Annotated in this window: 34 protein-coding genes and 2 tRNA genes; 18 read left to right on the top strand and 18 right to left on the bottom strand. The window is 59.7% G+C overall.

All coding sequences use genetic code 11. The annotated features are described in order from the left end of the window. Nucleotide 1: 1 nt before the first annotated feature. The 4 genes from AAXE93_RS01580 to grxD are packed head-to-tail and all read left to right on the top strand — an operon-like array spanning nt 2 to nt 1,953. The gene (locus AAXE93_RS01580; RefSeq protein ID WP_390127544.1) at nt 2–757 is read left to right on the top strand and encodes a lysophospholipid acyltransferase family protein; all 756 of its coding nucleotides are present in this window, start codon (nt 2–4) and stop codon (nt 755–757) included. Nucleotides 758–785: 28 nt separating this feature from the next. Beyond that, the gene (locus tag AAXE93_RS01575) at nt 786–1,313 is read left to right on the top strand and encodes a hypothetical protein (protein WP_390127542.1); all 528 of its coding nucleotides are present in this window, start codon (nt 786–788) and stop codon (nt 1,311–1,313) included. Nucleotides 1,314–1,361: 48 nt separating this feature from the next. Then, nucleotides 1,362–1,610, top strand: coding sequence for a BolA family protein (locus AAXE93_RS01570; RefSeq protein ID WP_038554217.1), 249 nt, complete (start codon nt 1,362–1,364; stop codon nt 1,608–1,610). A gap of 19 nt (nt 1,611–1,629) precedes the next feature. Then, nucleotides 1,630–1,953: a Grx4 family monothiol glutaredoxin gene (gene grxD / locus AAXE93_RS01565; protein WP_006851683.1), complete on the top strand. Its 324-nt coding sequence runs from the start codon at nt 1,630–1,632 to the stop codon at nt 1,951–1,953. A gap of 1 nt (nt 1,954) precedes the next feature. Here the strand turns inward: grxD and AAXE93_RS01560 are convergent, their stop codons facing one another. Next, the gene (locus tag AAXE93_RS01560; RefSeq protein WP_115131990.1) at nt 1,955–2,227 is read right to left on the bottom strand and encodes a DUF6761 family protein; all 273 of its coding nucleotides are present in this window, start codon (nt 2,225–2,227) and stop codon (nt 1,955–1,957) included. Nucleotides 2,228–2,301: 74 nt separating this feature from the next. Between AAXE93_RS01560 and AAXE93_RS01555 the strand changes: the two genes are divergently transcribed. The 3 genes from AAXE93_RS01555 to AAXE93_RS01545 all read left to right on the top strand — a co-directional run bounded on the left by AAXE93_RS01555 (nt 2,302) and on the right by AAXE93_RS01545 (nt 4,060). After that, entirely contained in the window at nt 2,302–3,069 is a 768-nt protein-coding gene (locus tag AAXE93_RS01555; protein ID WP_390127539.1) for a response regulator transcription factor, read from the top strand. Nucleotides 3,070–3,479: 410 nt separating this feature from the next. Next, on the top strand, nt 3,480–3,617 hold the full coding sequence (locus AAXE93_RS01550) for a hypothetical protein (protein WP_390127537.1): 138 nt from the start codon (nt 3,480–3,482) through the stop codon (nt 3,615–3,617). A 173-nt stretch (nt 3,618–3,790) separates the two neighbouring features. Next, nucleotides 3,791–4,060, top strand: coding sequence for a hypothetical protein (locus AAXE93_RS01545; protein ID WP_390127535.1), 270 nt, complete (start codon nt 3,791–3,793; stop codon nt 4,058–4,060). Between the two features lie 78 nt (nt 4,061–4,138). Here the strand turns inward: AAXE93_RS01545 and AAXE93_RS01540 are convergent, their stop codons facing one another. The 7 genes from AAXE93_RS01540 to AAXE93_RS01510 all read right to left on the bottom strand — a co-directional run bounded on the left by AAXE93_RS01540 (nt 4,139) and on the right by AAXE93_RS01510 (nt 9,799). Then, on the bottom strand, nt 4,139–4,693 hold the full coding sequence (locus tag AAXE93_RS01540) for a hypothetical protein (RefSeq protein WP_115010169.1): 555 nt from the start codon (nt 4,691–4,693) through the stop codon (nt 4,139–4,141). Beyond that, the gene (locus tag AAXE93_RS01535) at nt 4,690–4,974 is read right to left on the bottom strand and encodes a hypothetical protein (RefSeq protein WP_115010170.1); all 285 of its coding nucleotides are present in this window, start codon (nt 4,972–4,974) and stop codon (nt 4,690–4,692) included. Before AAXE93_RS01535 ends, AAXE93_RS01540 begins: the two co-directional genes overlap by 4 nt. Nucleotides 4,975–5,009: 35 nt before the next feature. Further along, nucleotides 5,010–6,566 (bottom strand): carotenoid isomerase, encoded by a 1,557-nt coding sequence (gene crtH / locus AAXE93_RS01530; RefSeq protein WP_390127532.1) that lies wholly within the window; start codon nt 6,564–6,566, stop codon nt 5,010–5,012. Nucleotides 6,567–6,590: 24 nt separating this feature from the next. Beyond that, complete coding sequence (locus AAXE93_RS01525; RefSeq protein ID WP_390127530.1) at nt 6,591–7,556, bottom strand: cation transporter; 966 nt, start codon at nt 7,554–7,556, stop codon at nt 6,591–6,593. After that, nucleotides 7,553–8,923, bottom strand: coding sequence for an FADH(2)-oxidizing methylenetetrahydrofolate--tRNA-(uracil(54)-C(5))-methyltransferase TrmFO (gene trmFO, locus AAXE93_RS01520; RefSeq protein ID WP_390127528.1), 1,371 nt, complete (start codon nt 8,921–8,923; stop codon nt 7,553–7,555). The genes AAXE93_RS01525 and trmFO overlap by 4 nt, the downstream gene beginning before the upstream one ends. A 47-nt stretch (nt 8,924–8,970) precedes the next feature. Further along, nucleotides 8,971–9,093: a photosystem II protein Y gene (locus tag AAXE93_RS01515; protein ID WP_025362202.1), complete on the bottom strand. Its 123-nt coding sequence runs from the start codon at nt 9,091–9,093 to the stop codon at nt 8,971–8,973. A 193-nt stretch (nt 9,094–9,286) separates the two neighbouring features. Beyond that, nucleotides 9,287–9,799, bottom strand: coding sequence for a gamma carbonic anhydrase family protein (locus tag AAXE93_RS01510; protein WP_115131999.1), 513 nt, complete (start codon nt 9,797–9,799; stop codon nt 9,287–9,289). A 79-nt stretch (nt 9,800–9,878) separates the two neighbouring features. Between AAXE93_RS01510 and AAXE93_RS01505 the strand changes: the two genes are divergently transcribed. The 4 genes from AAXE93_RS01505 (at nt 9,879) to AAXE93_RS01490 (ending at nt 11,400) form a co-directional block, all read left to right on the top strand. Next, nucleotides 9,879–9,950, top strand: a tRNA-Lys gene (locus tag AAXE93_RS01505). 13 nt (nt 9,951–9,963) lie between these two features. Beyond that, entirely contained in the window at nt 9,964–10,137 is a 174-nt protein-coding gene (locus AAXE93_RS01500; protein ID WP_170950646.1) for a hypothetical protein, read from the top strand. 24 nt (nt 10,138–10,161) lie between these two features. Then, the gene (locus AAXE93_RS01495) at nt 10,162–11,313 is read left to right on the top strand and encodes an NAD(P)-binding protein (protein ID WP_390127525.1); all 1,152 of its coding nucleotides are present in this window, start codon (nt 10,162–10,164) and stop codon (nt 11,311–11,313) included. A 13-nt stretch (nt 11,314–11,326) separates the two neighbouring features. Next, nucleotides 11,327–11,400, top strand: a tRNA-Pro gene (locus AAXE93_RS01490). 745 nt (nt 11,401–12,145) lie between these two features. Here AAXE93_RS01490 and AAXE93_RS01485 read toward each other — a convergent pair. Both AAXE93_RS01485 and AAXE93_RS01480 read right to left on the bottom strand, forming a co-directional pair. Beyond that, nucleotides 12,146–12,307, bottom strand: a complete 162-nt coding sequence (locus AAXE93_RS01485) for a hypothetical protein (protein ID WP_390127523.1) — start codon at nt 12,305–12,307, stop codon at nt 12,146–12,148. A gap of 73 nt (nt 12,308–12,380) precedes the next feature. Continuing rightward, the gene (locus AAXE93_RS01480) at nt 12,381–12,536 is read right to left on the bottom strand and encodes a hypothetical protein (protein ID WP_390127521.1); all 156 of its coding nucleotides are present in this window, start codon (nt 12,534–12,536) and stop codon (nt 12,381–12,383) included. Nucleotides 12,537–12,709: 173 nt separating this feature from the next. Here AAXE93_RS01480 and AAXE93_RS01475 point away from each other — a divergent pair, with 173 nt between their 5' ends. Beyond that, nucleotides 12,710–12,871, top strand: a complete 162-nt coding sequence (locus tag AAXE93_RS01475) for a hypothetical protein (protein ID WP_244272388.1) — start codon at nt 12,710–12,712, stop codon at nt 12,869–12,871. 138 nt (nt 12,872–13,009) lie between these two features. Here the strand turns inward: AAXE93_RS01475 and AAXE93_RS01470 are convergent, their stop codons facing one another. From AAXE93_RS01470 to AAXE93_RS01460, 3 genes are all read right to left on the bottom strand, one after another. Continuing rightward, complete coding sequence (locus AAXE93_RS01470) at nt 13,010–13,225, bottom strand: hypothetical protein (RefSeq protein ID WP_115132236.1); 216 nt, start codon at nt 13,223–13,225, stop codon at nt 13,010–13,012. A gap of 1,050 nt (nt 13,226–14,275) precedes the next feature. Next, entirely contained in the window at nt 14,276–14,536 is a 261-nt protein-coding gene (locus AAXE93_RS01465) for a hypothetical protein (protein WP_390127519.1), read from the bottom strand. 925 nt (nt 14,537–15,461) lie between these two features. Next, entirely contained in the window at nt 15,462–15,692 is a 231-nt protein-coding gene (locus AAXE93_RS01460; RefSeq protein WP_390127517.1) for a hypothetical protein, read from the bottom strand. Between the two features lie 144 nt (nt 15,693–15,836). Here AAXE93_RS01460 and AAXE93_RS01455 point away from each other — a divergent pair, with 144 nt between their 5' ends. Both AAXE93_RS01455 and AAXE93_RS01450 read left to right on the top strand, forming a co-directional pair. Continuing rightward, nucleotides 15,837–16,034, top strand: coding sequence for a chlorophyll a/b-binding protein (locus AAXE93_RS01455; RefSeq protein WP_115010181.1), 198 nt, complete (start codon nt 15,837–15,839; stop codon nt 16,032–16,034). Between the two features lie 155 nt (nt 16,035–16,189). After that, nucleotides 16,190–16,348 carry a hypothetical protein gene (locus AAXE93_RS01450; protein WP_390127514.1) on the top strand — a complete coding sequence of 53 codons (159 nt, stop codon included), beginning with the start codon at nt 16,190–16,192 and terminating at the stop codon, nt 16,346–16,348. Nucleotides 16,349–16,661: 313 nt separating this feature from the next. Here the strand turns inward: AAXE93_RS01450 and AAXE93_RS01445 are convergent, their stop codons facing one another. Beyond that, nucleotides 16,662–17,078: a hypothetical protein gene (locus tag AAXE93_RS01445; RefSeq protein ID WP_390127513.1), complete on the bottom strand. Its 417-nt coding sequence runs from the start codon at nt 17,076–17,078 to the stop codon at nt 16,662–16,664. Continuing rightward, nucleotides 17,075–17,200 (bottom strand): hypothetical protein, encoded by a 126-nt coding sequence (locus AAXE93_RS01440; protein ID WP_006850800.1) that lies wholly within the window; start codon nt 17,198–17,200, stop codon nt 17,075–17,077. The genes AAXE93_RS01445 and AAXE93_RS01440 overlap by 4 nt, the downstream gene beginning before the upstream one ends. 226 nt (nt 17,201–17,426) lie before the next feature. On the opposite strand from AAXE93_RS01440, the gene AAXE93_RS01435 reads away from it, so the two are divergent. The 3 genes from AAXE93_RS01435 to AAXE93_RS01425 are packed head-to-tail and all read left to right on the top strand — an operon-like array spanning nt 17,427 to nt 19,235. After that, complete coding sequence (locus AAXE93_RS01435; protein WP_390127510.1) at nt 17,427–17,678, top strand: hypothetical protein; 252 nt, start codon at nt 17,427–17,429, stop codon at nt 17,676–17,678. 40 nt (nt 17,679–17,718) lie between these two features. Then, complete coding sequence (locus AAXE93_RS01430; RefSeq protein WP_390127508.1) at nt 17,719–18,636, top strand: histone deacetylase; 918 nt, start codon at nt 17,719–17,721, stop codon at nt 18,634–18,636. After that, entirely contained in the window at nt 18,633–19,235 is a 603-nt protein-coding gene (locus AAXE93_RS01425; protein WP_114987859.1) for a pyridoxamine 5'-phosphate oxidase family protein, read from the top strand. Before AAXE93_RS01430 ends, AAXE93_RS01425 begins: the two co-directional genes overlap by 4 nt. On the opposite strand, the gene AAXE93_RS01420 is transcribed toward AAXE93_RS01425, so the two are convergent. From AAXE93_RS01420 to AAXE93_RS01410, 3 genes are all read right to left on the bottom strand, one after another. Then, a complete protein-coding gene (locus AAXE93_RS01420) occupies nt 19,236–19,583 on the bottom strand; it encodes a hypothetical protein (protein WP_390127506.1) in 348 nt (115 codons plus the stop codon). A 43-nt stretch (nt 19,584–19,626) separates the two neighbouring features. Further along, entirely contained in the window at nt 19,627–20,628 is a 1,002-nt protein-coding gene (locus tag AAXE93_RS01415) for a hypothetical protein (protein ID WP_390127504.1), read from the bottom strand. Nucleotides 20,629–21,034: 406 nt separating this feature from the next. After that, entirely contained in the window at nt 21,035–21,547 is a 513-nt protein-coding gene (locus tag AAXE93_RS01410) for a hypothetical protein (protein ID WP_390127502.1), read from the bottom strand. Nucleotides 21,548–21,602: 55 nt separating this feature from the next. Between AAXE93_RS01410 and AAXE93_RS01405 the strand changes: the two genes are divergently transcribed. After that, the gene (locus tag AAXE93_RS01405; protein ID WP_114988006.1) at nt 21,603–22,316 is read left to right on the top strand and encodes a putative 2OG-Fe(II) oxygenase; all 714 of its coding nucleotides are present in this window, start codon (nt 21,603–21,605) and stop codon (nt 22,314–22,316) included. Nucleotides 22,317–22,358 lie beyond the last annotated feature (42 nt).

Raw genomic sequence — 22,358 nt, 5'->3', positions numbered from 1 at the left:
TATGCAGCTTTGCCTAGGGGATTTAGGTTCTCAGGCATCGAATCCGATCAGCCCGTTGCAAGCGGCCCTGGCGACCCGAGAAAACAGTCTGCGTGTCGGCATCGACAGCTTCTGGGCCCCCCTGGCGATGTTCACCACCCAGGATCTGGTGCTGCGCCTTCAATTCCGTGAGCGTCTGGTGCTCAACCCAGAGCATCTCCCCCATAAGGGCCCGGTGCTGCTGGCACCGACGCACCGCGCCCGCTGGGATGCCCTGATGCTGCCGATGGCCGCTGGCCGTCGGGTCAGTGGCCGCGACTGCCGCTTCATGGTGACCACCACCGAAATGCGGGGGCTGCAGGGCTGGTTTCTGCAACGGCTCGGCTGCTTCCCGGTGGACCAGGGACGGCCTTCGATGACCACCCTGCGTCTGGCCATCGACCTGTTGGCCGACGGACAGCAAGTGGTGATGTTCCCCGAAGGCAGGATTCACCGGCAGGACGCGGCGATTGAGCTGCGGCCCGGCCTGGTGCGTTTGGCCCAACTGGCCCAGAGCCGCGGCGTTTCCGTTCCTGTGGTTCCCGTTGGCTTGGGCTACAGCCAGGCCCCACCGAGGCCCTTCAGCCGGGCAGCGCTCTGTTTCGGAGCACCGCTCAGCGTGCCAGCCAAGGGAGACCGGGAAGCGACGCGGCAGTTCAACAGCGAACTCGCTGCGGCGATGCATACGGCTGAACAAGCGGCCCGTGCTGCCGTTGGCCGACCGCTTCAGAGCTTCTAAAGTCCGCCCACGTTTTCTTGCTGGTCTCATGGGTTGTCGCGCATTGCTGACGACTGCTGCACTGGTGGCAACCCTGGGCGTCACTGCAGCTCCCGGCATCGCCCAAACCTCAGCCGAGAACCGCGTTCTGGCTCAGAGCCAGGGTGGATTCAACCCGGCGGCCGTTCGTTCGATGCTGGCTGAGGGCGATGCAGCAGCCAGCCGGGGAGACCTGGCCGAAGCGCGGGCTGATTACGACAAAGCCCGCAAAGCCTCCAAGCAACTTCTGGCCTTCTATCGCGACCTGAGCGGTGCCTTCCGGGGCCTTGATGCTCGGATCCCCCGTGAGATGGACACCAAGGGCCGTGAAGCTCTGGAACTGCTGGCGGAAACCAACCTCCGCCTGGCAGCTCTGTTCCGCCGTCAGAACCAGCCCGAAGTGGCTGTTCCGGTGCTTGTCGAGGTGGTCAAGCTGATGACGCCGGCTAAACCCCAGGGTCAGAAGGCCTATCAGAGCCTGCTGGAACTGGGCTTTGTTGAAACCGAATTCCGGGGTGCATCGACAGCCGGGCAATGAGCCGGTCTGTCAGCATCTGAGCCAGTCCTTTTTTGCACAACCGCCGCCATGGTGCAGCCGGATGCCGTTGAAGCCGCGATCCAACATGTCATTCCCGACGCCAACGTCACCGTTGAAGATCTCACCGGTGGCGGTGATCACCTCCAGGTGACAGTGGTGTCGTCTGCTTTTGCTGGCCTTTCACGCATCCGTCAGCATCAGATGGTGTACGGCGCCCTGCAGCAGGAATTGGCCAGCGAAGCCATTCACGCCCTCGCCCTCAACACCTCAACCCCTTCGGACGCTGCGTCCGCTTAACGCCAACTCACGCTCAACGATGGACCCCTCCACCAAAGCTCGCATCGAAACTCTGGTCGCTTCCAGCCCGATCTTCGTGTTCATGAAGGGCTCCAAGCTGATGCCCCAGTGCGGATTCTCAAACAATGTGGTGCAGATCCTGCACTCCCTCGGTGTGGCATTCGAGACATTCGACGTTCTCTCTGATCCAGAGATTCGTCAGGGAATCAAAGAGTTTTCCAGCTGGCCCACCATCCCCCAGGTGTACGTGAAAGGGGAATTCATCGGCGGTTCCGACATCCTCATCGAGATGTACAACTCCGGCGAACTTCGCGAAAAACTTGAAATCGCTCTCGCCAGTTAATTCAATAGCCCTGGGGATGGCGCATGTACAAGGTGCTCACATCCCCGTCAGGGCCGATAAAGCTGGAGGGATCCATGATCCAGCGATCGATCAATTGTTCTAGGCGGTGCTGGGAGCGGGGGTCAAGCGATCCTGACTTCCGCAGTGCATGCAGGTAGCCGTCGGAATACAGCCGAAGCTCCGACGGGGTGTGATATCTCGTCGTCAGCTCCTGGCAGGCATCGCAGAGCGATTGGAAATGACGGATGGCTTCAGGGTCGTCGAGTGATGTCATGAGATACAACAGCAGCCCCTGCTACCAGCCTGCCAGGAATTTCGGCTTAGCGTAGGCGCGCCCGGGCCGATCCAGTGACCTCCACTCCCCACGACCTCACGGCGGAAGCGTCTGCATCCAGCGCCGATCCGGTGGTGATGCCAAGCGCAAACACCGGTCAGGAACCTTCGCGAGTGTTGGTGGTAGAACCGCACCCCACCCTGCGCACGGTGCTGGTGCAGCGGCTGCGTCAGGACGGTCATCTCACCGCAGCAGTTGCCAACGCCGCTGAAGCTTTAGAGGTTTGTCAGGAGCAGTCTCCCGATCTCCTGGTGAGTGCAGAACTGCTGGAGCGCAGCTCCGCCCTGCGCTTGGCGGAACAGCTGCGTTGCCCCGTGATTGTGCTGACCGCACGGGCCGGAGCCGAGCCGGTGGTGGGCCTGCTGGATGACGGTGCAGACGATGTGCTGCGCAAACCCTTTGGCCTCGAGGAACTGGCCGCCCGCTGCCGCACCCTGCTCAAGCGGGGGCACAGCGGCCTTCAAGAGCGGGTCACCGTTGGGCCTCTCGAGGTTCATCTGCTCCTCCGCCAGGTGACGCTGCGGGAGCAGCCGGTGGAGCTCAGCCCCCGCGAATTTGCCCTGCTTTGCGCACTCTTGATGCCGCCTGGGCTGGTGCGCAGCCGACAGGAACTGCTGCGAATGGCTTGGCCTCCCTTTAGCGGTGGCCCCCGTTCGGTGGACACTCAGGTGTTGACCCTGCGCCGCAAGCTGGAGCAGGCCGGTCTTGGCGAGGGCGGTGGAATCACCACCGTGCGTCAGCGGGGCTACCGCTTCAGCCTCGACAATCTGCCGGCCAGCTGAATCAAGTGAATTCATTCCAGTCAGCGACTGGAATTCTGGGGTCAGGGCCAATTAACGCCAACACTAAGCGACCTTAGTGCTCAAGCCCCTTGAAGAGACCTCAATTCGTCCTCGCTGAAGCAGGGCCTGCTTCAGCTGGGCCTCTTTGGTCGGAACCAAATGGTGCGATGTCACCCAACCCAATTCACAGAGGTGATTCGCGCAGACTTTGAGCTGAACCGTTCCGCAGGGGAGGTTGGTGAGTTCGGTTGTCATCCGATCGGAACCACTGCATCGATTTCAACGTCTGAGCGATCCATGGCAACGCCAGACATCTGGACAAAATCAAGAGTTGTTTGCAGGAGCGTCTTCATTGCTGGATCAGCGCAGCCGGGTCAACATGGCGCTGTCGACACCCGGGAGCCCCCGCCGTGATCGGATTAACCAGGCTGTATTGCAACCAGGGAGAAAAATTTCTCCTCATCGATGTTGCCTCTGAAGAGGCTTCGAAACGGGCCGAAGAGCTGCTCAACGACGGCTGGGAGATCGAAGCGGCAATACCGGTCTGAGCCGAGAAAGCGTTTCAAGTCTGGATTGGGAGGGACTCGTGGGACGACATCCCTGGAATGGGGGAGCTGCGCTGGTGAACAAATCCCTCAAATGGGGGAGTTGTTCTCAGACAGGAACGGAGATGGTGTGAATACAGGGCTGAAGCCTACAGACCAAGCAAGGAGGAATGATCATGAAAACCACAACTCTCGGAATCGCAATCGGAACTGCAATCGCTGCCCTTGGTCTTGCGATCACTGCTGTTCCCGAAGCCAAGGCAGGTGGTGTTTATTGGAACAACAATGTTGGAGGCGGTGTCGTCATCAATCGCGGCACCACCTACGGTCCCCGCGGTTATTACAACTACGGTCCGAACTATTACAGAGGTCGGGGTGTTGTTGCAGGTCCCAATGGTGCCTGTGCTCGCGGTTACTACGGTCGTGGTGGATGCGTCCGTTACTGATCCATCGATCAATAGCAAATCAAGCCATTTCACCCCGTCAGCACTGGCGGGGTTTTCTATTGAAAGAAACAGCTCTGATCAGCCTGGATAACCCGCCGGCAAACTGATCCAGCCCTGGGCCAGCGCCAGAGACGTGACCAGTTCGCCGGCGATCATGAGCACGGCCAATCCAGCCAAGAGCTGATACGTCCAGGGCGGGGTCAGACGCCCGATGCCCTTTGTCGACACAGGGGTGTTGGCGGCCAGCAGCTCCAGGAATCGATCGAAGCGCTCAATGCGTTGCGGCAGGAGCTGGTGGCGCAGATCGACTGCCTTCACGTAGTACACCGTTCCCCCCTGACTGGTGCCAACGGGAACCAGGGCCCGAATGTCCTGCCAACGCATGGACCAGCCGCGCCGCAGCAACCAGCGGATCCAGGCGGGGTAACGCACCTGAATGCCTTCGGCATCGGTCTCCACCCGTTCACTCAACAGACCGATCACCAACACCAAGCCCAGCAGCAGCCCTGCCACCATCAGCCAGCGCGACTCCGCAGGGGCCAGCAATGGCAAGGGCAGCACCAAGGCCCCATACAGGCTGAGCAGGGTGAAGCGGATCAGGGGCGATAACCCGAAACGTTCGATGCCGTTCATCGGTCGTCTGGAGAACCGGGCAGCGGTTCAATCAGTTCAGACGGTTGGTAGGTGCCACCAAACACCTCCTGTTCACGGCCTTTCCAGAACTGACCGAGCCGCATCAGATCAGCATGGGCCTCCTGCACCTTCTCGAGGTAGAGCTGAGGATCCATCGAGTCCTTTGCTTCCTTGAGCTTCTTGAGCCGCAGCATCTGCAGATTCCAGGGCTTGGTCAGCTCGCCCCTCTGCTCGAGGTAGCGGGCCAGATCGTCCGACGACGGCTGAAACTCAGGCGGCATCCCAACTCCTATGGGCGATCACGCTAGGAAGAAGATCAGGCCGGCAGCGCCCAGGGATTGAGGCCCAGGTCGGCCCCAACCCGATGGGCACAGGCAAACCCACTGAAGGCCACAGCGTTGAGGCCCTGGCCGGGGAAACAGGAATCACCCACGCAATAGAGGTTTTTCAGGCCCGTACGGTTGAACGGCATCGGCAGCAGTCCCGGCAATTGCATCGCCGGAATCGGGCCGTAGCTGCCCTGAAAGCGACCCAGAAAACGCCGGTGACTGCGGGGCGTGCCGATTTCCTTGTGGGTGATGGCATCGGCGAGGCCGGGAAGGATCGCCTCCAGGCGCTGGATCAACCGTGCAGCATCCGCCTCCTTTTTCTCGCAGTACTGGCTGGGGGTCAGTCCCTGCCAGGCCTCCATCGATGAGGGCGTGAAGGTGTGAACGATGTGATGCCCGGCCGGGGCCAGATCCGGATCCAGCAGCGAGGGCATCGACACGAAGATCACCCCCTGCTCGTCCTCCATCCGGTTCCAGTCTTCGAGCAGGAGGTGATGGCAGTGGGTGCCGGCCGGAATCAGGTCAGCCCGAACCCCCAGATGCAGCGAAAGGAACGAAGGGGAAGGCACATAACGCTTGCGCCAGAACTGCTCCTTGCCCGGCGTGTGGGCGGCATCCACCAGGGCCTGGCCGGAGCGGCGCTGCTCATCACCCGCATCCGAGAAGGTGTCCCAGCGGGTTGCATTGGAGATCACACGCTTGGCGCGGATGACCTCTCCATCGGCCAGCTTCACGCCAACCGCCTGATCGTTTTCGATCAACACCTCGGTGACTCGGGCCTTGTAGCGAATGGCGCCGCCGTGACGTTCCAATCCCTTCACAAGCTTTTCGGCGATCACGCCGACGCCTCCTTTGGGGTAGTTGATCCCGCCCGCATGGCGATCGGAAAACACCATGCCGGCATTGATCATCGGCGTGCGATCCGCCGGCATCACCGACCAGCAGAAGCACTCGATGTCGATGAACTTGAGCAGCTGCTCATCCTTGATGTGTTCGCGGGCCACCGCACCGACGTTGAACGGCAGCCAGCGGGCCAGCCCCAGACAGGCCAGTGGTGCCTTGAAGAACACCTTGGTGAGGTAGGCCGGATCCTCCAGCGAGAGAAGCGGCATGGCATCGAGGCAATTGAACACCTGCCAGCAGGTGTCGTAGAAGCGGCGGATCCCCTTCGCCTCATGGGGAAACCGCGCCGTGAGATCGGCGATGAACTGCTCGTAGTCGCGATCCACGGCGATGCGCAGCCCACCGGGCATGTGGTATTCGAGCTGGGCGGGGTCGGGGATGGTGTCGCAGTGCTCCCCCACATCGGCGAGGGCCCGGGTGAGCAGGTTGGTGAAACCCTTCTTGCCAAAGCCGAAGATCATCGAGGCCCCCACATCGAAGGTGTAGCCCTCGCGTTTGAAGGCACCACCACTACCGCCGGGGATCAGATACCGCTCCAAAACGAGGGTCTTGGCTCCCTTGGCCGCCAACTGACTGGCGGTGACCAAACCACCGATGCCGGAACCGATCACAACGGCATCCCACTGCTGGTTCTCGCTCATGGCATCGCTTCTTTGGGGGTGACGCTAAGGGGCCGTCTGCGGCCTTGGATCCTGGCGGTGAATCGGCGGCATCACCGTAAGGATCACCTCAGAGCGCACAGGACGTCCGAGTTCGGCACTGCAGCGGGCATCGATGTGATGGCGCAACCCATCAATCACCCGACTTTCCTGGGGCTGCAGCGGATTGATGTAAACCACGACAAAGGCCGTGCGGCCCAGCTGCTGCACCGTGAAATCCATCATCTGCAGCTGAAGCCCCACCAGCTCCTGCATCAACACCATGCGGGTGCGCTGGAGCACATCCGGGTCAGCAGCACAGCCCGCGGCCTGGGCCATGGCATCCCGCAGCGCCACCAGCGGTTCGCGCAGCAAGGCCAGGCTCACCGCCAGCACCAGCAGGGCATCGGTGATCGGCGCAAGGGCAGACAACGGCGTTGCCAAGAGCAGCGGCGACGCCAGCAAGGCCAGACCCGTGGCCAGGGTGATCACGGCATCGATCCGGGCATTGCGGGCCTCTGTGAGCAGCAGCAGCGACACACGACCCGTGCGGCGCCAATCCCGGCGGTGCCGCCAGGCCAGCAATCCACACAGTGCCGTCATCAAAGCGGTGTAGAGCGCCACCGGCTCCAGATGCAGCGGCGCAATGCTGTTCCCCCGCCACCAATCGATCAAGGTGGAGCAGGAGCTGCCGACGCCAAAGCCGATCACCCCGAGCAGCACCAGGGAGCGAAACAGCACATACAGGGCTTCCTGGCCTTCGTAGCCGTAGGGCCAGGCTCGATCCGGTGGCCGCACCACGTTGCAGCTGATGCGACTGGCAATCAAGGACGACCCCACCAACACGGCGGAATAAAGGCCGTCCAACAGCAGGGCCGAGGATCCGGTGAGCACATGGGCGGAAAACCCAGCCAGGGCCATCACTGCGTTGGCTCCAACCCCGAAGCGCAGGGAGCGCTGTTCGATCCGGCGAGCCTCCGCAGGGGTTGTCATGCCATCACGGTCTGGGGTTGGAGGGCCCGCATCGGCTCCAAGTCCTGCAGGGCACGATCGCGGTAGGCGCCATAGCGCGCTCGCTTGTCGCGAATGCGTTCCGGCAGCTCCGGCAATAAACCGAAGTTGGGGGGCATCGGCTGGAACTTGGCCGTTGGTGCCTCGCTGACGAAATGGGTGAGGGCTCCACTCATGCAGGTGGCCGGCAAATCAATGGGCTCCAGGCCCAGGGCCAGCCGGGCCGCATTGGTGCCGGCCAACCAGCCACCGGCCACGGCGGCGGCATAGCCCTCGGTGCCGGTGATCTGGCCTGCCGCCAGGAGGTTGGGGCGCTGGCGGAACTGCAGGGTGGGCTGCAGCAGCTGCGGCGACTCCAGGAAGGTGTTGCGGTGCATCACCCCGAAGCGCACGAATTCCGCCTGGCCCAGCCCGGGGATCATCTGCAGAACTCGCTTCTGCTCACCCCATTTGAGATTCGTCTGGAAACCCACCAGATTCCAGAGGCGCCCGTCCTTGTCTTCCTGCCGTAGCTGCACCACCGCGTAGGCGCGCTTGGCCCGGCGCACATCGCGATCGTTCACATCGCCCCAACGGGGATCCCAGAGCCCGATCGGCTTCAGGGGGCCATAACGCATGGTGTCTTCACCACGACGCGCCAACTCCTCAATCGGCAGGCAGCCTTCAAAGAAGGTGGCGTCGTTCTTGTCGAAGTCTTTGAGTTCCGCCTGTTCCGCCTCCAGCAGGGCCTGGCGAAACGCCAGGTACTGCTCCTTGTCCATCGGACAGTTGATGTAGTCGGCATCCCCCTTGTCGTAGCGGCTGGCGCGGAAGGCCACCGACAGATCGATGCTGTCCCCATGCACGATCGGACTGGCCGCATCAAAGAAGTGGCAGTCGGCACGGCCGGTGAAATGGCGCAGATCCTCCGCCAACGGTTCACTCGTGAGCGGCCCCGTCGCCAAAACGGTGATCACATCCTCCGGCGGTAGAGCCTGCTGCTCACGCCGTTCGATCGTGACCAGAGGATGCTGGTCGAGAGCTTCAGTGAGGGCAGCGCTGTAGCGACCGCGATCCACGGCCAAGGCTCCGCCGGCCGGCACGGCATGGGTGTCGGCCGTGCCGATCACCAAAGAGCCAAGCCTGCGAAGTTCCTCCTGCAGCAAGCCAGCGGCACGGTCGCTGCTCAGAGCGCCAAAGCTATTGCTGCAAACCAATTCAGCGAAATCACCGCTGTGGTGCGCAGGGGAGCGTCGAATCGGACGCATCTCCACCAAAGTGACCGCAACACCTGCTCGGGCGATCTGCCAAGCAGCCTCTGTGCCGGCCAGACCGGCACCAAGAACGGTGACATGGGGAGATTGAAACAATCGGCTGCATCAAGCAGCCTTCAGCCTACGAAGCTCGCTTGCCTGGATCAGGCGCGGCTGCGCTTGAGCATCAGCTGCAGTTGACCCACAGCCGCACGGCCGATGTTGAAAGCAGCCCAGCTGACGGCGGCCAAGATCGGGGCAACCACTAGGAACAGGCGGGCATCGATACCCAGAACCTGGCCCGTGGTGATCACGCTGAAGGCCGAGTAACCGACGATCACCAGGATGAGGACCAGACCGATGGCAACTCGGACCATTCTTGAAAACGGAAATCTGTGTCGCTGATCTTACGGACTTCTCCGTTGATCCCACGACCTTCCTTGAAAGCTGATCGAATTCGCAGCAATCAGAGGAGTGCGTTCAAGGCCTGATCTGGGCGTGGGATGCCGCCAATTGCGCGTAGCGCCGGGCATGGCAGCGCTGTTCATCAATCGCCTCAGGTGATAACTCCCGCTTCACCGCCGCTGGCGCGCCCATCACCAGGGTTCCGGGAGGCACATCCTTGGTGACAACAGAACCAGCAGCCACCAGGGCGCCTGCACCGACGGTGACGCCATTGAGAACGATGGCCCCAATGCCCACCAGGCATCCATCCTCGAGCGTGGCGCCGTGGATGACAGCTCTGTGCCCCACGGTGACGTCATCACCGAGGCGAACCGGCTGTCCGGGATCGCCATGGAGCACGGCACCGTCTTGAACATTGCTGCCCGCTCCGATACTGATCTGCTCGAGATCTCCGCGCGCAACGGCCGTGGGCCAGAGGCTGCTGCCCGCTGCCATCTGCACATTGCCAATCACGACGGCGGATTCAGCAACCCAGGCATTGGCATCAATCTGGGGATCGAGCCAGGGCTTGGAGCCAGTCATGGCCATGGTTCAGCAGCCACCAGTCTCCCCGGCGACCTGAGTGATAACCTCATTTGGTGCCGAAATGGCATGCCCAAGCGGGCACGGGTCGCTAGCTCAGCGGTAGAGCATCCGGCTTTTAACCGGCTGGTCCTGAGTTCGAATCTCAGGCGACCCATATCCACGATTTGATGTCGTCTCGTGACTCAACTGAGCCGACGACCGAGCGGCTGTTAGAAAGCCGTGAATCTCTGATCAGGCCAACAGTTCAGATGGCGTATTTCGCATTCTTTGGCGTCACGATTCTTCTGGCATTGCTGGGTGGTTTGTTTTCTCGAGTGGCCGCAGAGCGCTATTGGATGTGATCGGCGACAGAGGCTTCAGCAGACGTGGCTGAGGTTGATCTCGCCGTTATCGGTGCAGGGCTTGCTGGCTGCAGCCTGATTGGCCGGCTCCAGCAGCTGGGATCCGAACTCAACATCGCTTTGATCGAGGCCGGCCGGGGGCCAGGTGGACGCACGGCCACCCGCAGGAGACGCGACCAAAGTGGCTGGCTGCTCAACCATGGAGCACCGGGGTTCAACCTCAGTGAATCCATGCCGGAGGGCATGAATCCACTACTGAAGCCATTGCGGGCAGCGGGTGTGCTTCAGCGGGACAAGCGAGCTGTGCTTTCGCTCGATGTCGAAGCCGGTTTGTCGCCTGCCAACAGCCCAGACGCCAGGCCAAATGGTGGCTGGTGGCATGGTGTTCCCAGCATGGCCAGCATCTGCGAGGCGCTTCTCGATACGGCTGGCACCGCGCAACTGAGCCGCCAATTCGAAACCCGTGTGCGCTGGTTGGAGCACCGCAAGGACCATTGGCTGCTGGAGAACGAGGATCGAACCTGGAGCCTCAGGGCCAAGCGCCTTGTGCTCAGTGGAACCCTGCTGGCCCATCCCCGCTCACTGAAGATGCTGGCTTGGGATGACGTACCCCTGCGCACAGCCGTTGCAGAAGGCGTGGATGACGACCTCGACAAGGCATTGAGCCTGCTGCAACACAGCCAAGCCGAAGTGCGCTGGAACCTGATGGTGGATCTGGGCGTGCTAGCGCTCAACGCTGAGGAACTGCCCGCTCAGATCTGGTTGGACGACGCCGCCAAGGCGCGCTGGAAGGTGGAACGCCTCGTGCTGCAGCCGCAAAGCGATGGACGCTGGGGGCTTGTGGTGCATGGATTGGATTCCGGGGAAGCAATCACGCCCGAAAGCCAGGGGCACCTGCTGGCTCAGGAGCAACAGCGCCTTGTGGAGCTGTTGCCCGAACTGCTGCAAGCCCTGCCGGTTGTTTCAGCTGCGTTGAACCAGGCGACGCCGTTGGGTGTGATGCGCTGGGGCGCCTCACGGCCCCTCAACAACCCCTTGCCACAAGAACTGCAGTGGTGCCCCACAAGCGCCGTTGGGTTCTGTGGCGACTGGATCGCAGGGCCTGGCTTCGGCAGAGCGGAGGGAGCGATTAGCAGCGGCGTCAACCTGGCTGAACAGCTGCACGCTGACCGCTAATCTCTGTGTGCGCCGGGGAGTGGCGCAGTTTGGTAGCGCGCTTGCTTTGGGAGCAAGATGCCGCAGGTTCGAATCCTGTCTCCCCGATGCGATCAAAAACCAGTTCCCAGCTGGTGTTTAAACCGTCCCGCAAGGGGCGGTTTTTTTATTGCTCTCCCTGCTCAAGCAAGCTGCTTGAACGTGCTTCTCACTACGCGGTGGCGCCAGAGATCCCAAGGTCCCACCCTCGTCCAGGTCGCAGAGGTGGACAACGGCCATATCAACTGACTCAACACTGACCTGGCCACCCACATCGCGCCAAGGGCCTGAATTGAAATTGCGCCTGTTAAGCCATCCAAGGATTTGTAACAAGCCGAACTCTTTGTCTCAATTCGCCTAGTCGGGACTCATCTTGTTGTCTATTTGTTGGATCAGCGGAGATCAAGAACATGAAAGGAACCAAGACCAGACTCACCACCGCTCCAGAGGGCTTCGAGTACTACAGGGTTTGCGACCAGGAAGGTGTCTGCCAAGTCGTCAGAGGCATGTGGGCAGCACAGCACCTCACAGAAGACATCCGTGAACTGAGCGCCACCAAGACAAAGTATTCAGATGATTGGGTTTAGGACTCTGAACGACAACCCGCTTCCCCCCCATACAAGGGCGATGGCATACGCCAAAAAGAGGAGATTGAACAAATCGAAAGAGCATTGGCAGCTCTGACGACCACCGAGGAAAAGCCCTGAACGAATCGACAGGACTTTGATCTTCGTGATGAAGAGATTCCTGGTGCCGTCACGCGCCGGAGTTTTTTCTTGCCCCTACCAGCAATGAAACCGGTTTCGTTGGTGGCTCAGATGATCTCTTTACGGCCGGCCTTGATCTTGGCTTTGGCAGATACAAGACCAAAAATCAGCAGGATCAGAAGCCCCGCATTCACGCCAACGAAAAACATTGTTTCCATGACTTCAAGATGGCTTTGCTCGTCATAAGGAAAGCGAACAAAACAGCCCATCGGTCAAAAGACTCATTCAGCTCCGAAGAAAGAAGAAATCTTCGGCTGATCTTGGGAGATCTGGCGAGACCAACTACAACTGCCAATCGCCATCGCCATCAGTACAGTCCTTCTCCTGCAGCTGTTGCAGACGCGCCAAGAGCTCTGGATCACCAACAATCTGCCGGCGGCATCCGTCTTCACCCATGTACGTCAGATGCCCATCGGCATCGATGACCAGCGCGGTCATGGGCGTAACTGGAGACGTCTCGTCGATAGCGATGCGCTCCTTCTTCAGATCCACCCAGTCTGCGTCCTCTAAGCGCACAAGCCCAAAGCGATGAACAAACCAGACAGTGGTGGCAGCCGCCTGGGCAGCATTCCTCTATGAAGGGTGCGATGGACTGGCACCTTTCCAAACGCGTGACTGAACAACAAGGCAAAGACAGGGCCTACTGGATTGATGAGATCGCCTTCCTGGAGGCACGCTTGAACGGCAGTCAGGGTGACATCGACAGCGAAGACCGAGCGGCCTGCGAGGAAGCCCTAAAAGCAGCGAAAGCGAACTTGGCTGCCTCTCGGTGAACCCGGGGCTGACGGAGGCCCGAGCCACAACTAGGGTTTGAAGGTGAGAGGGAGACCTCTTCGGGCGTGGTTGCTTGATTTGGTGGGTGGTGTCACGACCTACTGCCTCTCTCACACCTCTTGATCAAGGCTGATTGGTCACGGCTGAACCAGGCCCCTCTCCTTGGCATAACTCTTGTAGTGATTGGGAAATTCATCGGCAAGCCGAGCAAGTACATCACTTGAAGAGCCCATTTGCTCGTTCACTTCATCAAAAACCGATGCAAAACAGCTCTCACACCTGATTTCAAGACAAAGCTCTTCCCAGCTCGTGCCTTGTTTGTTGAAACTGGCCACAAGCTCTTTAAAGGTCACGAGAAACAAACTGTTCTGCTTCGGACAAGCCTAGATCCAATGACATTAATCAATCCCGATTTCGAATGAAATCGGGATTGCCATAGCCTGATGGCACATGGCTTTGATGAACCATCATTAAAGGGATGAAACGATTGCTGCAGCTGCTTCGGCGATGGGCTGGCCAACGGGAGAAACCTCCGTTGCATACACCCGAAGAGTTGGAGTGCTTTAAATCAGACGCCATCGACAATCGCGGAAAGCACTACTGATGCAAGGGGCAACTGAACTGGCACTACTGGCCCTGGCGTTTGTCGGGCTTCAGCTCTGGTGGCTCAGCAAGGTCTTTTTGAATCGACCCCGGCAGCCAAGGCCACTGGGCAAACCCATGAGGGCAAATTCGCTTCAAAACGAGCGAACTACCCTGCAAAAGATCTTTGATCAATCCTGAGAACCGCCAAACCTTGGGATCGAACTAGGGACAAACACCGATGCCTGATTCGATCTGAACAATCAGCGTGGTGCATCAGCAACAACAGCCATGGCACTGATTTGTTGTGCGCACTGTGGTCACATGCACTCGAGCCTGAGAGGGGACTGCCCCCAGTGCCATCAACAGAGGCGCCTATGGTCTCCCCAGGCGTTGTCAGAACGGATCAAGCCAACGCCGATCAACACCAAGGAGTGACCACCATGGCCTTTGAAGCCCCCCCCAGCAGAGGGACGTCAGTGCATCAGCTGTGGTGACATCAAACCTCTCAATTTCTTTGGCTTGGATCAACAGGAGTGCCGGAACTGTGAATCAAGTCGACGCCAACAGGGCATCAAACAAAACGCCAATAATTCCGTCGAGGAGGCTTGAATCAAACCGAGCCTCAATGAGCATATGCACCAATGTTCAATTGATATCCATGGGCTATCACATGAGTAGAGTTGCAAAGAGGTGTCATGGGCAAGGTTCTTTCAGCAGCAAAGTGGTCATTCGAACTACTTGGCCAACGCATCACTGCACTTCGTCTTAAAAAGAGCTTTTCAGAATCAAGGATTTACAGCGACTGGGCTTATGACGAATCACAGATGAAAGAGGCCGATTTTGGCAAGCGTGAGCAGAAATCTCATCTCGAATACGATTGCTGAAGCCGCAAGCTGATTCATCAGAAGCAAAAACAGCGACGTAACAGGCATCCAACCAAAGCCTTGAATGGCGAACTGACCAGCCTGATAGAAAGGTTGGCAATTTGCGTCCAAGTCTCCTAGAACGCTGTTCAGCATCGTTGTTGTAATGGCCTTGATTCCTCGCTGGCAGTTCATGACTGACAGCAGCAAAGCCATGGTGAAGCGATCTGCGATCACACTTGTGGTCGTCCTTATTGGATTAACACTGCTGCGCGCAATCTTTCCCTGGATCCTGCTTGGCCTTGCCCTTTATGGTGCCTGGTGCCTGTTGAACCGGAAATAACCGATGAGCGATGACTCAACCCAAGCCAGACGCACGCTTTATCTCTGGGCCCTTGGCCTCAACGTTGTCGCTTGGGGCGGATACCTCGTTCTAACCAAAGTGATGGGTATCGATTTTGAATCGATTCGGCAAGCCAGATTGGCTGGCTAGGACTAACTTTCTTGATCAAAGACTCTGCCCTGAACAATGGCGCTAAGCGGTAGAAGACAATTCGTGCAGCAAAACAACGCAAGGCATAAAGGTGCAGATGCACAGCTGACCTGATCCAGCCGCAGCGGACTTGATCCACAGGGCACCAAGGGTATAAATCGTTCGGTGCAGACAAAAAACCGCTCCATCCCTGGAGCGGCTCAATAGCCAAGGCAATCCCCATCACCCGACGATCTGCACCAATCTTTGATGCAATGAAAAAATAATACCCACCAAACACCAGATGTAGTGGACGTCAACACTCACTTAAGACTCTGGTGAACATGCGTGAAGTGGCCAGATAACGCAACAGCAGCACCGCATCCAGTGCAAGGGAGCCCGCCTCGAGGAGACACTAAATCTGGAGCAGGAGGTCCAAACCCCTCGGAATTGTGATGCTTCATGCTGAAGACATCCTTAAAGGAGAAGCCATGATTTCTGGCCCATCCTGCCCATTGCGGTTGGGAGTTCTCGATAGTTCCGACTATTGGACTGATGAGGCACTGATGTCTGCAGTGCGTCCATTGAATCCAGAGGAACTTCACCACCTGGCCGTTGGATCCCAACAACGAAGGAATCAACAACGCGGTGTTCGCACCACCCGTTCATTCAATTCCGACGACTGAACGCAGCCAGGAGTTGATGAATCGGCTCGACAAGCTTGTCGAGCCAGGTGCCTGAGCGCCGACCAGCAGGCCGCTGCAACGCCGAGGCATGCAGCATTGGTCCATTGGAGCCATAACCCTCAAAAGCAATCAAAGCGTCTTGAGCCCCCTGCAGCTCCTGGTCGATTCGACGGGAGGAGAAGCGGCTGTGGGCTCGGTTTCGCGACGTTGACATGACTGGAGCGGTTGCACCTACATCCGGTCTGGCTACGGACCGAGCTACTTGGCAGCAATTGGTGATGCTTCGTAGGGAGCCGAAGCGCCACCCATTTACAAACCGTTACAAGGGCCTTAACATTTCGAAACTTTCCTACGAGCAATGGCTTCTTCAACTCCCAACGACGACTGGTTCCAAAGCGCCGCAGCAGCTCAAATCCGCAGCGAGCGTTTCGAACGAGCAGAACTCCTCAATGGCCGCGCCGCCATGATCGGCTTTGTGGTGGGCGTGCTGACGGAAGCTCTGACGGGGCACGGGATCGTGAGCCAGATCACCTTTGGCGTGTTCGGCTGCAACTGAATCGATCAGGCCAATGGGGCAGAACGATCCATTGAAATCACACGTTCCTCACCCCATTGGCCGTCGCCAAGCTCTGACAGATCCCATTTTTTTGGTTGAAACGCTTGATATTGCAGGCGTTTTGCGATAAAAGGTTATTAATAGGTTATGAAGAGATGAAGACAAGCACCGCCCACTCACGCCTCGAGTCCCTCCAGCTCGCCGCTGAGGAGTGCCTGACCCGCGATGAAGCTCAGAAGATCTTGAGAAAGGCAGACAAGGCCCACGCCAAGCTCGAGTCGTCCGCAGCCCCCTTCCACCGCCCCAACAACTGACAGGCACCTCAAGCCTGTAGCAGACTAAGAAATAAACCCTTTTACTCATGAACTGGAGTGTGGCCATCCACTCCAACTCCCATCAAGCCAACGCGGGATGGCTATGCCGCCCTTGATAGGTCGTTGATTCATGGGCTGGATTGGCGTCACTCATTTCAATCAACAGAACGGTGGTCGTCCAGTTGATCTGTGGAGCTGCCGAGAAAAACTGAAGGGTGCAGATCGATCGTGGGCGGACTGCTGTCATGCCATCCAGATCTCTCCAGAACCGGAACCCAAATCAATTAGGGAAGACGGAGATGGCTTGAAGCCTCTACAACGAATCTCTTCGCCTATCCCATGTCGAGCAGATAGTGCATGACAGCACCCGATGGGACACAGCAATGCCCTCGGGGGAGTCGGGACCGATCAACGCCTCGGGAACACGATGAATGCGCGTGAGAGGTTTGACCTCATAGGCCGTCCCTTCGGAAGCACCGGAACCGCGACTGCGGTCCCAGATGCCACTGGCGTCACCCTTGTAATGCCCCGCCACCTGCGAGAGGTGCGCATAGAAATTGGGCCCGATGCGACAGACCACGATGGCCAGACAGGCATCGAAATCGTCGGACGTAAGCACATTGATCCCGTCACGAACAGCACGTTCGTCAACCCCGAGAACCATGTCCTCGAGTGCTGTTTCACCCGTCCATTGCCAGCAACGGATGGTGACCGCGTCATGTTGGCTCACTTTCTGCGGGTGAGATCACCGAAATCATCATCGTTGGGCTGCAGAAATTGCCAAACGACAGGAACGGTGAGGGCGACCGTCAGGCCAATGGTGACCCATATCGCTGTCGTGTAGTCACCCATGTCATGTCCCCATTTCTGCGGACCTTAACCAGTCCGGGCCGAAGCAGCAGCGCAAACGCCAGTCACACCTGGGGACGCCTCACCACAACCTGGTCATCCTTCACAAGACCACTGCCATCACACTTCATTCGGGGAACGAGGCACCCCTCACACACTGACCAAGACCCCTTCATGAGTCCAGCGCGCCTCATCATGGGATGATTAAGCAATCCTTAAGGGCTGCCCAATGGTTCATTTCGCTAGGCAGCTCAGCGCGCAGGAGATCAAGCAGGGCTACGCCCTGCTCAACCTGATGGAACATCTCGACCGCGAGATGGATCTGCTCAATCAGCAGCGCATCCGCGTCGGGCCCACAACCCCGGAAGGGCAGCGACTCACCCAGATCAAGCAAAGCCATCTGCGCAAACTGCAGAGCTGCATCAGCGAACTGAACACCAGCGGCTTCAACGACTGGTTGCTGCACCAACAGCCTGCCTGACCCTTGAATGGGGCTGAGCCATCCCGGGTGAGACAACCCCTTGCCGCTTCCGGTCGTTTACCACCCGCACTACTCCGCGCCGCTGCCGAGCACCCATCGCTTTCCAATGGCGAAGTTCCGGCTGCTGCATCAACTCCTGCTGGAGCAGGGGGTCGTGCAGGCCGACGAGGTGCATCGGCCCTTGAGCATCTCCCGCAGAGATCTTGAGAGCGTTCATCCACGCAGCTATCACGAAGCCTTCAGCCGTGATCACCTGACCCGACCGGAGCAACGTCGCATCGGGCTGCCGGCCACGCGGCCTTTGGTGCAGCGCACCTGGCTTGCCGTGGGCGGGACCCTGTTGACGGCACGACTGGCTCTCAAGCGGGGCTTGGCCTCTCATCTGGCGGGCGGCACCCACCACGCCCACCCCGGCTTCGGGAGTGGCTTCTGCATCTTCAACGACTGTGCGGTCGCCGCTCGGGTGTTGCTGGGAACAGGGGAGGTGCGGCGAATTCTGATCGTGGATCTCGATGTGCACCAAGGGGATGGTTCGGCAGCCTGCTTTCAACACGACCCCAGGGTGACCACCCTCTCGGTGCACGCCGCCAGCAATTTTCCCTTGCGCAAAGTGAACGGGGATATCGACATCCCCCTCGCCGACGGCACCAGCGATGACGACTATCTCGCTGCCATTGCCGACCGGTTGCCCGATGCCTTGGACAGCATCGCCCCGAACTTGGTGCTCTACAACGCGGGCGTCGACCCCCATCGCGATGATCGGCTCGGCCGACTCGCCCTCAGCGATAAGGGATTAAAGATGCGCGATCGACTCGTGCTCGATGCCTGTCTGCGCCGCAGGATTCCAACCGCAACGGTGATCGGCGGAGGCTACGACGCTCTCGCTCCCCTGGTGCAGCGCCACGCCATCGTGGTGCGTGCTGCTGCCGAGCAGGCTCGCTTGTTCGACCTTCCATGACTGAGGAAATCTCTGGGGCCATCACTGAGCCCATCACTCGGGCCATGCCCCCCTGGAGACCTCTGCTGCGCGCGGCCATGCAGCGGGAGGGACGCTCCGTTGCAGCCCGCTGGGTGCAACTGGCCACAACAGGACGCGATGGCGCACCTCGGGTGCGAACCCTGGTGTTCCGCGGCTGGGCCGGTGCAGACCAGCTCGAACTGTTCAGCGATCAGCGCAGCGAGAAGGTGACGGAACTTGCCAACGACGGAGCAGCTGAACTGTGCTGGTTGTTCCCCAAAGCTCGCCAGCAGTACCGCCTGCGGGGAAAGGTGACGTTGATCAAAGCCACCGAACAACCTGAGCTCTGCCAGCAGCGCTGGCAAAAGCTCTCCGACACAGGACGAGCTGTCTGGGGCTGGCCTACCCCGGCGGATCCACTGGAACCCACGGCGGCCTTCCCTGATCAACTGGCTGAAACTGCACCGCTGCCAGAGCATTTCGTGGTGCTGAAGCTGCAGGTGATCAGCGTTGAGCGGCTCAACCTCGGCCCCCATCCCCATCAACGCACGCGTTGGAGCGCGGACACGCTCTGGCAAGAGCAACCGCTGAACCCCTGATCACCACCAACGCTCAACGCGACCAACCGACGGCCGGCCCGGTTCACTGGGCACCGTCACCACCGACAGCCGCTGTAGATCTCGGCGGTAATCAAAGCGGCAGAAGCCAACGCCCGTGCCGGAACAGGCCGAAAGGCTCTCGAGAGCTACAGAGGCCCAGCGCCGCTCCTCAGGCGTTGGCTTTTTTTCCGGCGCGGGACGCCAGCCATCGGCAATCAGGTGGCGATTCGCCTCGAGGATGGTTTGCCTGGCGCTGAGCTGCGGCTCAGGTCTGGCCAAGCCAGACCCGCCCACCAACCAGGGCAGCAACAGCGAAAAGACAACACAACGGGCCATGGAGAGGCTCATCCCTCTCTGACCTAGCCATGGATCAGAGCGCTGACCACTGGGGTCAGCCTGCGGTGAGCTGAGCGAGGGGCTGAATGCTGAGGGCGATCACCACACTCACCACAACGCCAACGGCGGCTTTCCAGAGATCCGTGCCGATGACCTTGGCCAGACTGCCCCCCTCACTGTTGGTGAACGGGAGATCTGATGTTTGTTGCTTGATCCGCAGGGCCAACTCACGGCCGCCGATCAGCCCCAGAAACACCCAAGTGGTGCTGAGGGGGAAGCTGGAGATGAAGGCCTTGTAGAGCAGGCAAAGACCGAACAACAGATCAATCAGCGTGGCTGAACGCAAATCGGAGCTGTTGGTCTTTGTACGGAGCACGGCCTGGATCGGCCCTCCCCCGGTGGCCACCAGAACACAGAGGCCCACGCAGATCACCAGCGTGCAGATGAGCATCGGGACGAGGTCCAACTGGCGCGGCAGGAACACGAAAATGTTGGCCAGGTCTTGCACCAGCCACATGCACCAGAGGAAGCCGGTGGAGAACCACTGCAGGCCGTACCAGACCTTGCTGGGGTCTTTGCCGTCCTGGGAACGACAGAACACCCAGCGCTCCAGCGACCACAACCCCAGGCCATAGGCCGCCAGACCCACGCCGAAGGCGAGGCCATACCCCGTCAGCGAGCTGCTGAGCAGCGTGCCGATGTTGGCTGGCATGAACGATGACAACACCAGAAATGAGGTGCTCACCGGTGCTCCCCACTGGGTCAAGGCCACAACAGCGAGCGTTGGAATCACGTAGACCCAGGTGAACGCCTCGGGCCAAGGAAACTCCTTGCCAGGCACACTGAGGCGCCCCCAGGTGGGATCACCGTTGTTGAGGAACCAGCCCAACAGCAGCACTCCACAGGTGACCGTGCAAATGAACAGCATCTGAACGGGCTTCGGCGTGCGTTTCCGGTTGGAGGAGAGATAAGTGCCGAGGGTCTGGAGCGAATCGTTCGCCACCACGGAATAGGCCGCCAGCAGGAATCCGACGAGCATCCAGATGCTGACGTCCATGAATCCGATCAAGCCGATGGTTTGCCTTCCTTGTAAGGAGCTCTAAGAGGAACGTCGGTGCTCCAGGCCACTCAAACGTGTCGTGATCAAAGAATGTTGTGAGGTCGACGGTGATGCACTACCGGAGTGATTCGACCACGAAAGTACGTTGACGGACGGATCGGTATTAGGGGATACACACCCAAATGTCTTAATAACGAACGGATTTGACCTCAGCCAATGCCGAAGCCAAATCGCAGTTCCCGTCGGGCATCGCTCGGCCCGGCTTCCAAGCCCCTTAGCGGCTTGGCCCACGTACAATGAGCCGAAAGGAACGAGATTGCAGGACTGTCAGCGACGATTTTTCGACACTCACAAATTCCGTTCGAGACCGAATTTGGGACAGCTGCACGTCAAGGCTGTCGCATCAGTTCACCACCTTCAGGCTGCGAATCCCAGTGGCCTTGACCCAACTGGCGAGCGCATCGATATCAGCCCGCTCGGGAATGCAGATGCAACCCGTGCCGGGGTAACAGCGGTGGATGCCCAGTGCACTTCGGGTCGTGTCGAAGCGAGGGCTCAGGTCAAACCAGAGATCATGCCCCCACGGTTCCGGACGCCCCAGGCTGTACTCACCAGCGGGCAAAGGGGCTGCATTGCCGGGGCTCCAGCGACGATCAGCACTCTGACGCCGGGCCACACCACTGGCCGCTGGCCAGCTGGCCAACAAGCGCGGGCCTCGATGCAGTTCAACCTTCCAGATGCGGTTGCCGTCCGGGAACAGCTCGGCCGTACGACGGGTGCTGAGCTGCAGTGGGCCGCCCTGCAGCAGCGCTGTTGTGGGCCCCTGTTGCCCAGGGAGATCAGCGGCCGTTGCAGCGACGCAACTCCCCAGCAGCACAGGCACCAGAAGGACGTGGCGCAGCATCAGGATCGTCATGAACGGTGCACCCACTTTGGGGCTGCCACGATGGCCTGCAGCAGGCCAAGCCTTGGTGGACGTTCTCGATCTGTTTCCCCGCTCCATCCTTCGGGGCACCCTTCCGGATCCTCTGCTCCAACAGCTGACTGCGCTGAGCGAAAGCGTGCTCGCCCATCCCGAGTCCAGCCCCGATGCATCAGCGAAGCTGGCTGGTCAACTGCGTCAGCAGCGCGAACTGAGACCTGATCAACCCGGCGTGCAGGAGCTCAGCAACAACCACCTGCTGCCGGCATGTGATCGCTGGATCCGCCATGTGATGGACCGTCAGCCTCCCCAGGGTCGCGGCCCCTGGGTTCCCGGTCGTTACCGCCTGCAGATGATTAATCTCTGGCTCAATTGCCAGACCGCCGGTGATTACAACCCCACCCACACCCATGGCGGCAGCTTCTCCGGAGTGATCTTTCTGAAGGTCCCACCGCAGATCAACGCCAACAGTTTTGATGGCCAACTCTGCTTCCACGGCCCGGAAGACTGGCACATTCAATCGTTCCGCACCGGCATGGCGCACTATGTGCTGCCTGTGCCCGGTGAGTTCTATGTGTTTCCGGCCTGGCAACCCCATTCGGTGATGCCCTTCCGCGGGGACGGGGAACGCTGGTCGCTGGCATTCAATGTGGTGGCGGCCCCCGGTGTTCCACCCACAGCGATGCAGCAGCCCGCCGCCCAGCAACAACCCCTGGGCAACGTTTCGCTCTCGAGTCAGCGACCCACGGCCAAAGGATTCTGAGGGGAACTGTCAGAGTCGTCAGATTGCATCTGTTCAGGATTC

Source organism: Synechococcus sp. HIMB2401 (genome assembly GCF_042883245.1).
Classification (GTDB): domain Bacteria; phylum Cyanobacteriota; class Cyanobacteriia; order PCC-6307; family Cyanobiaceae; genus Parasynechococcus.
Note: the sequence above shows the minus strand (reverse complement) of the source record. Positions and strands in the feature narration are given on the sequence as shown.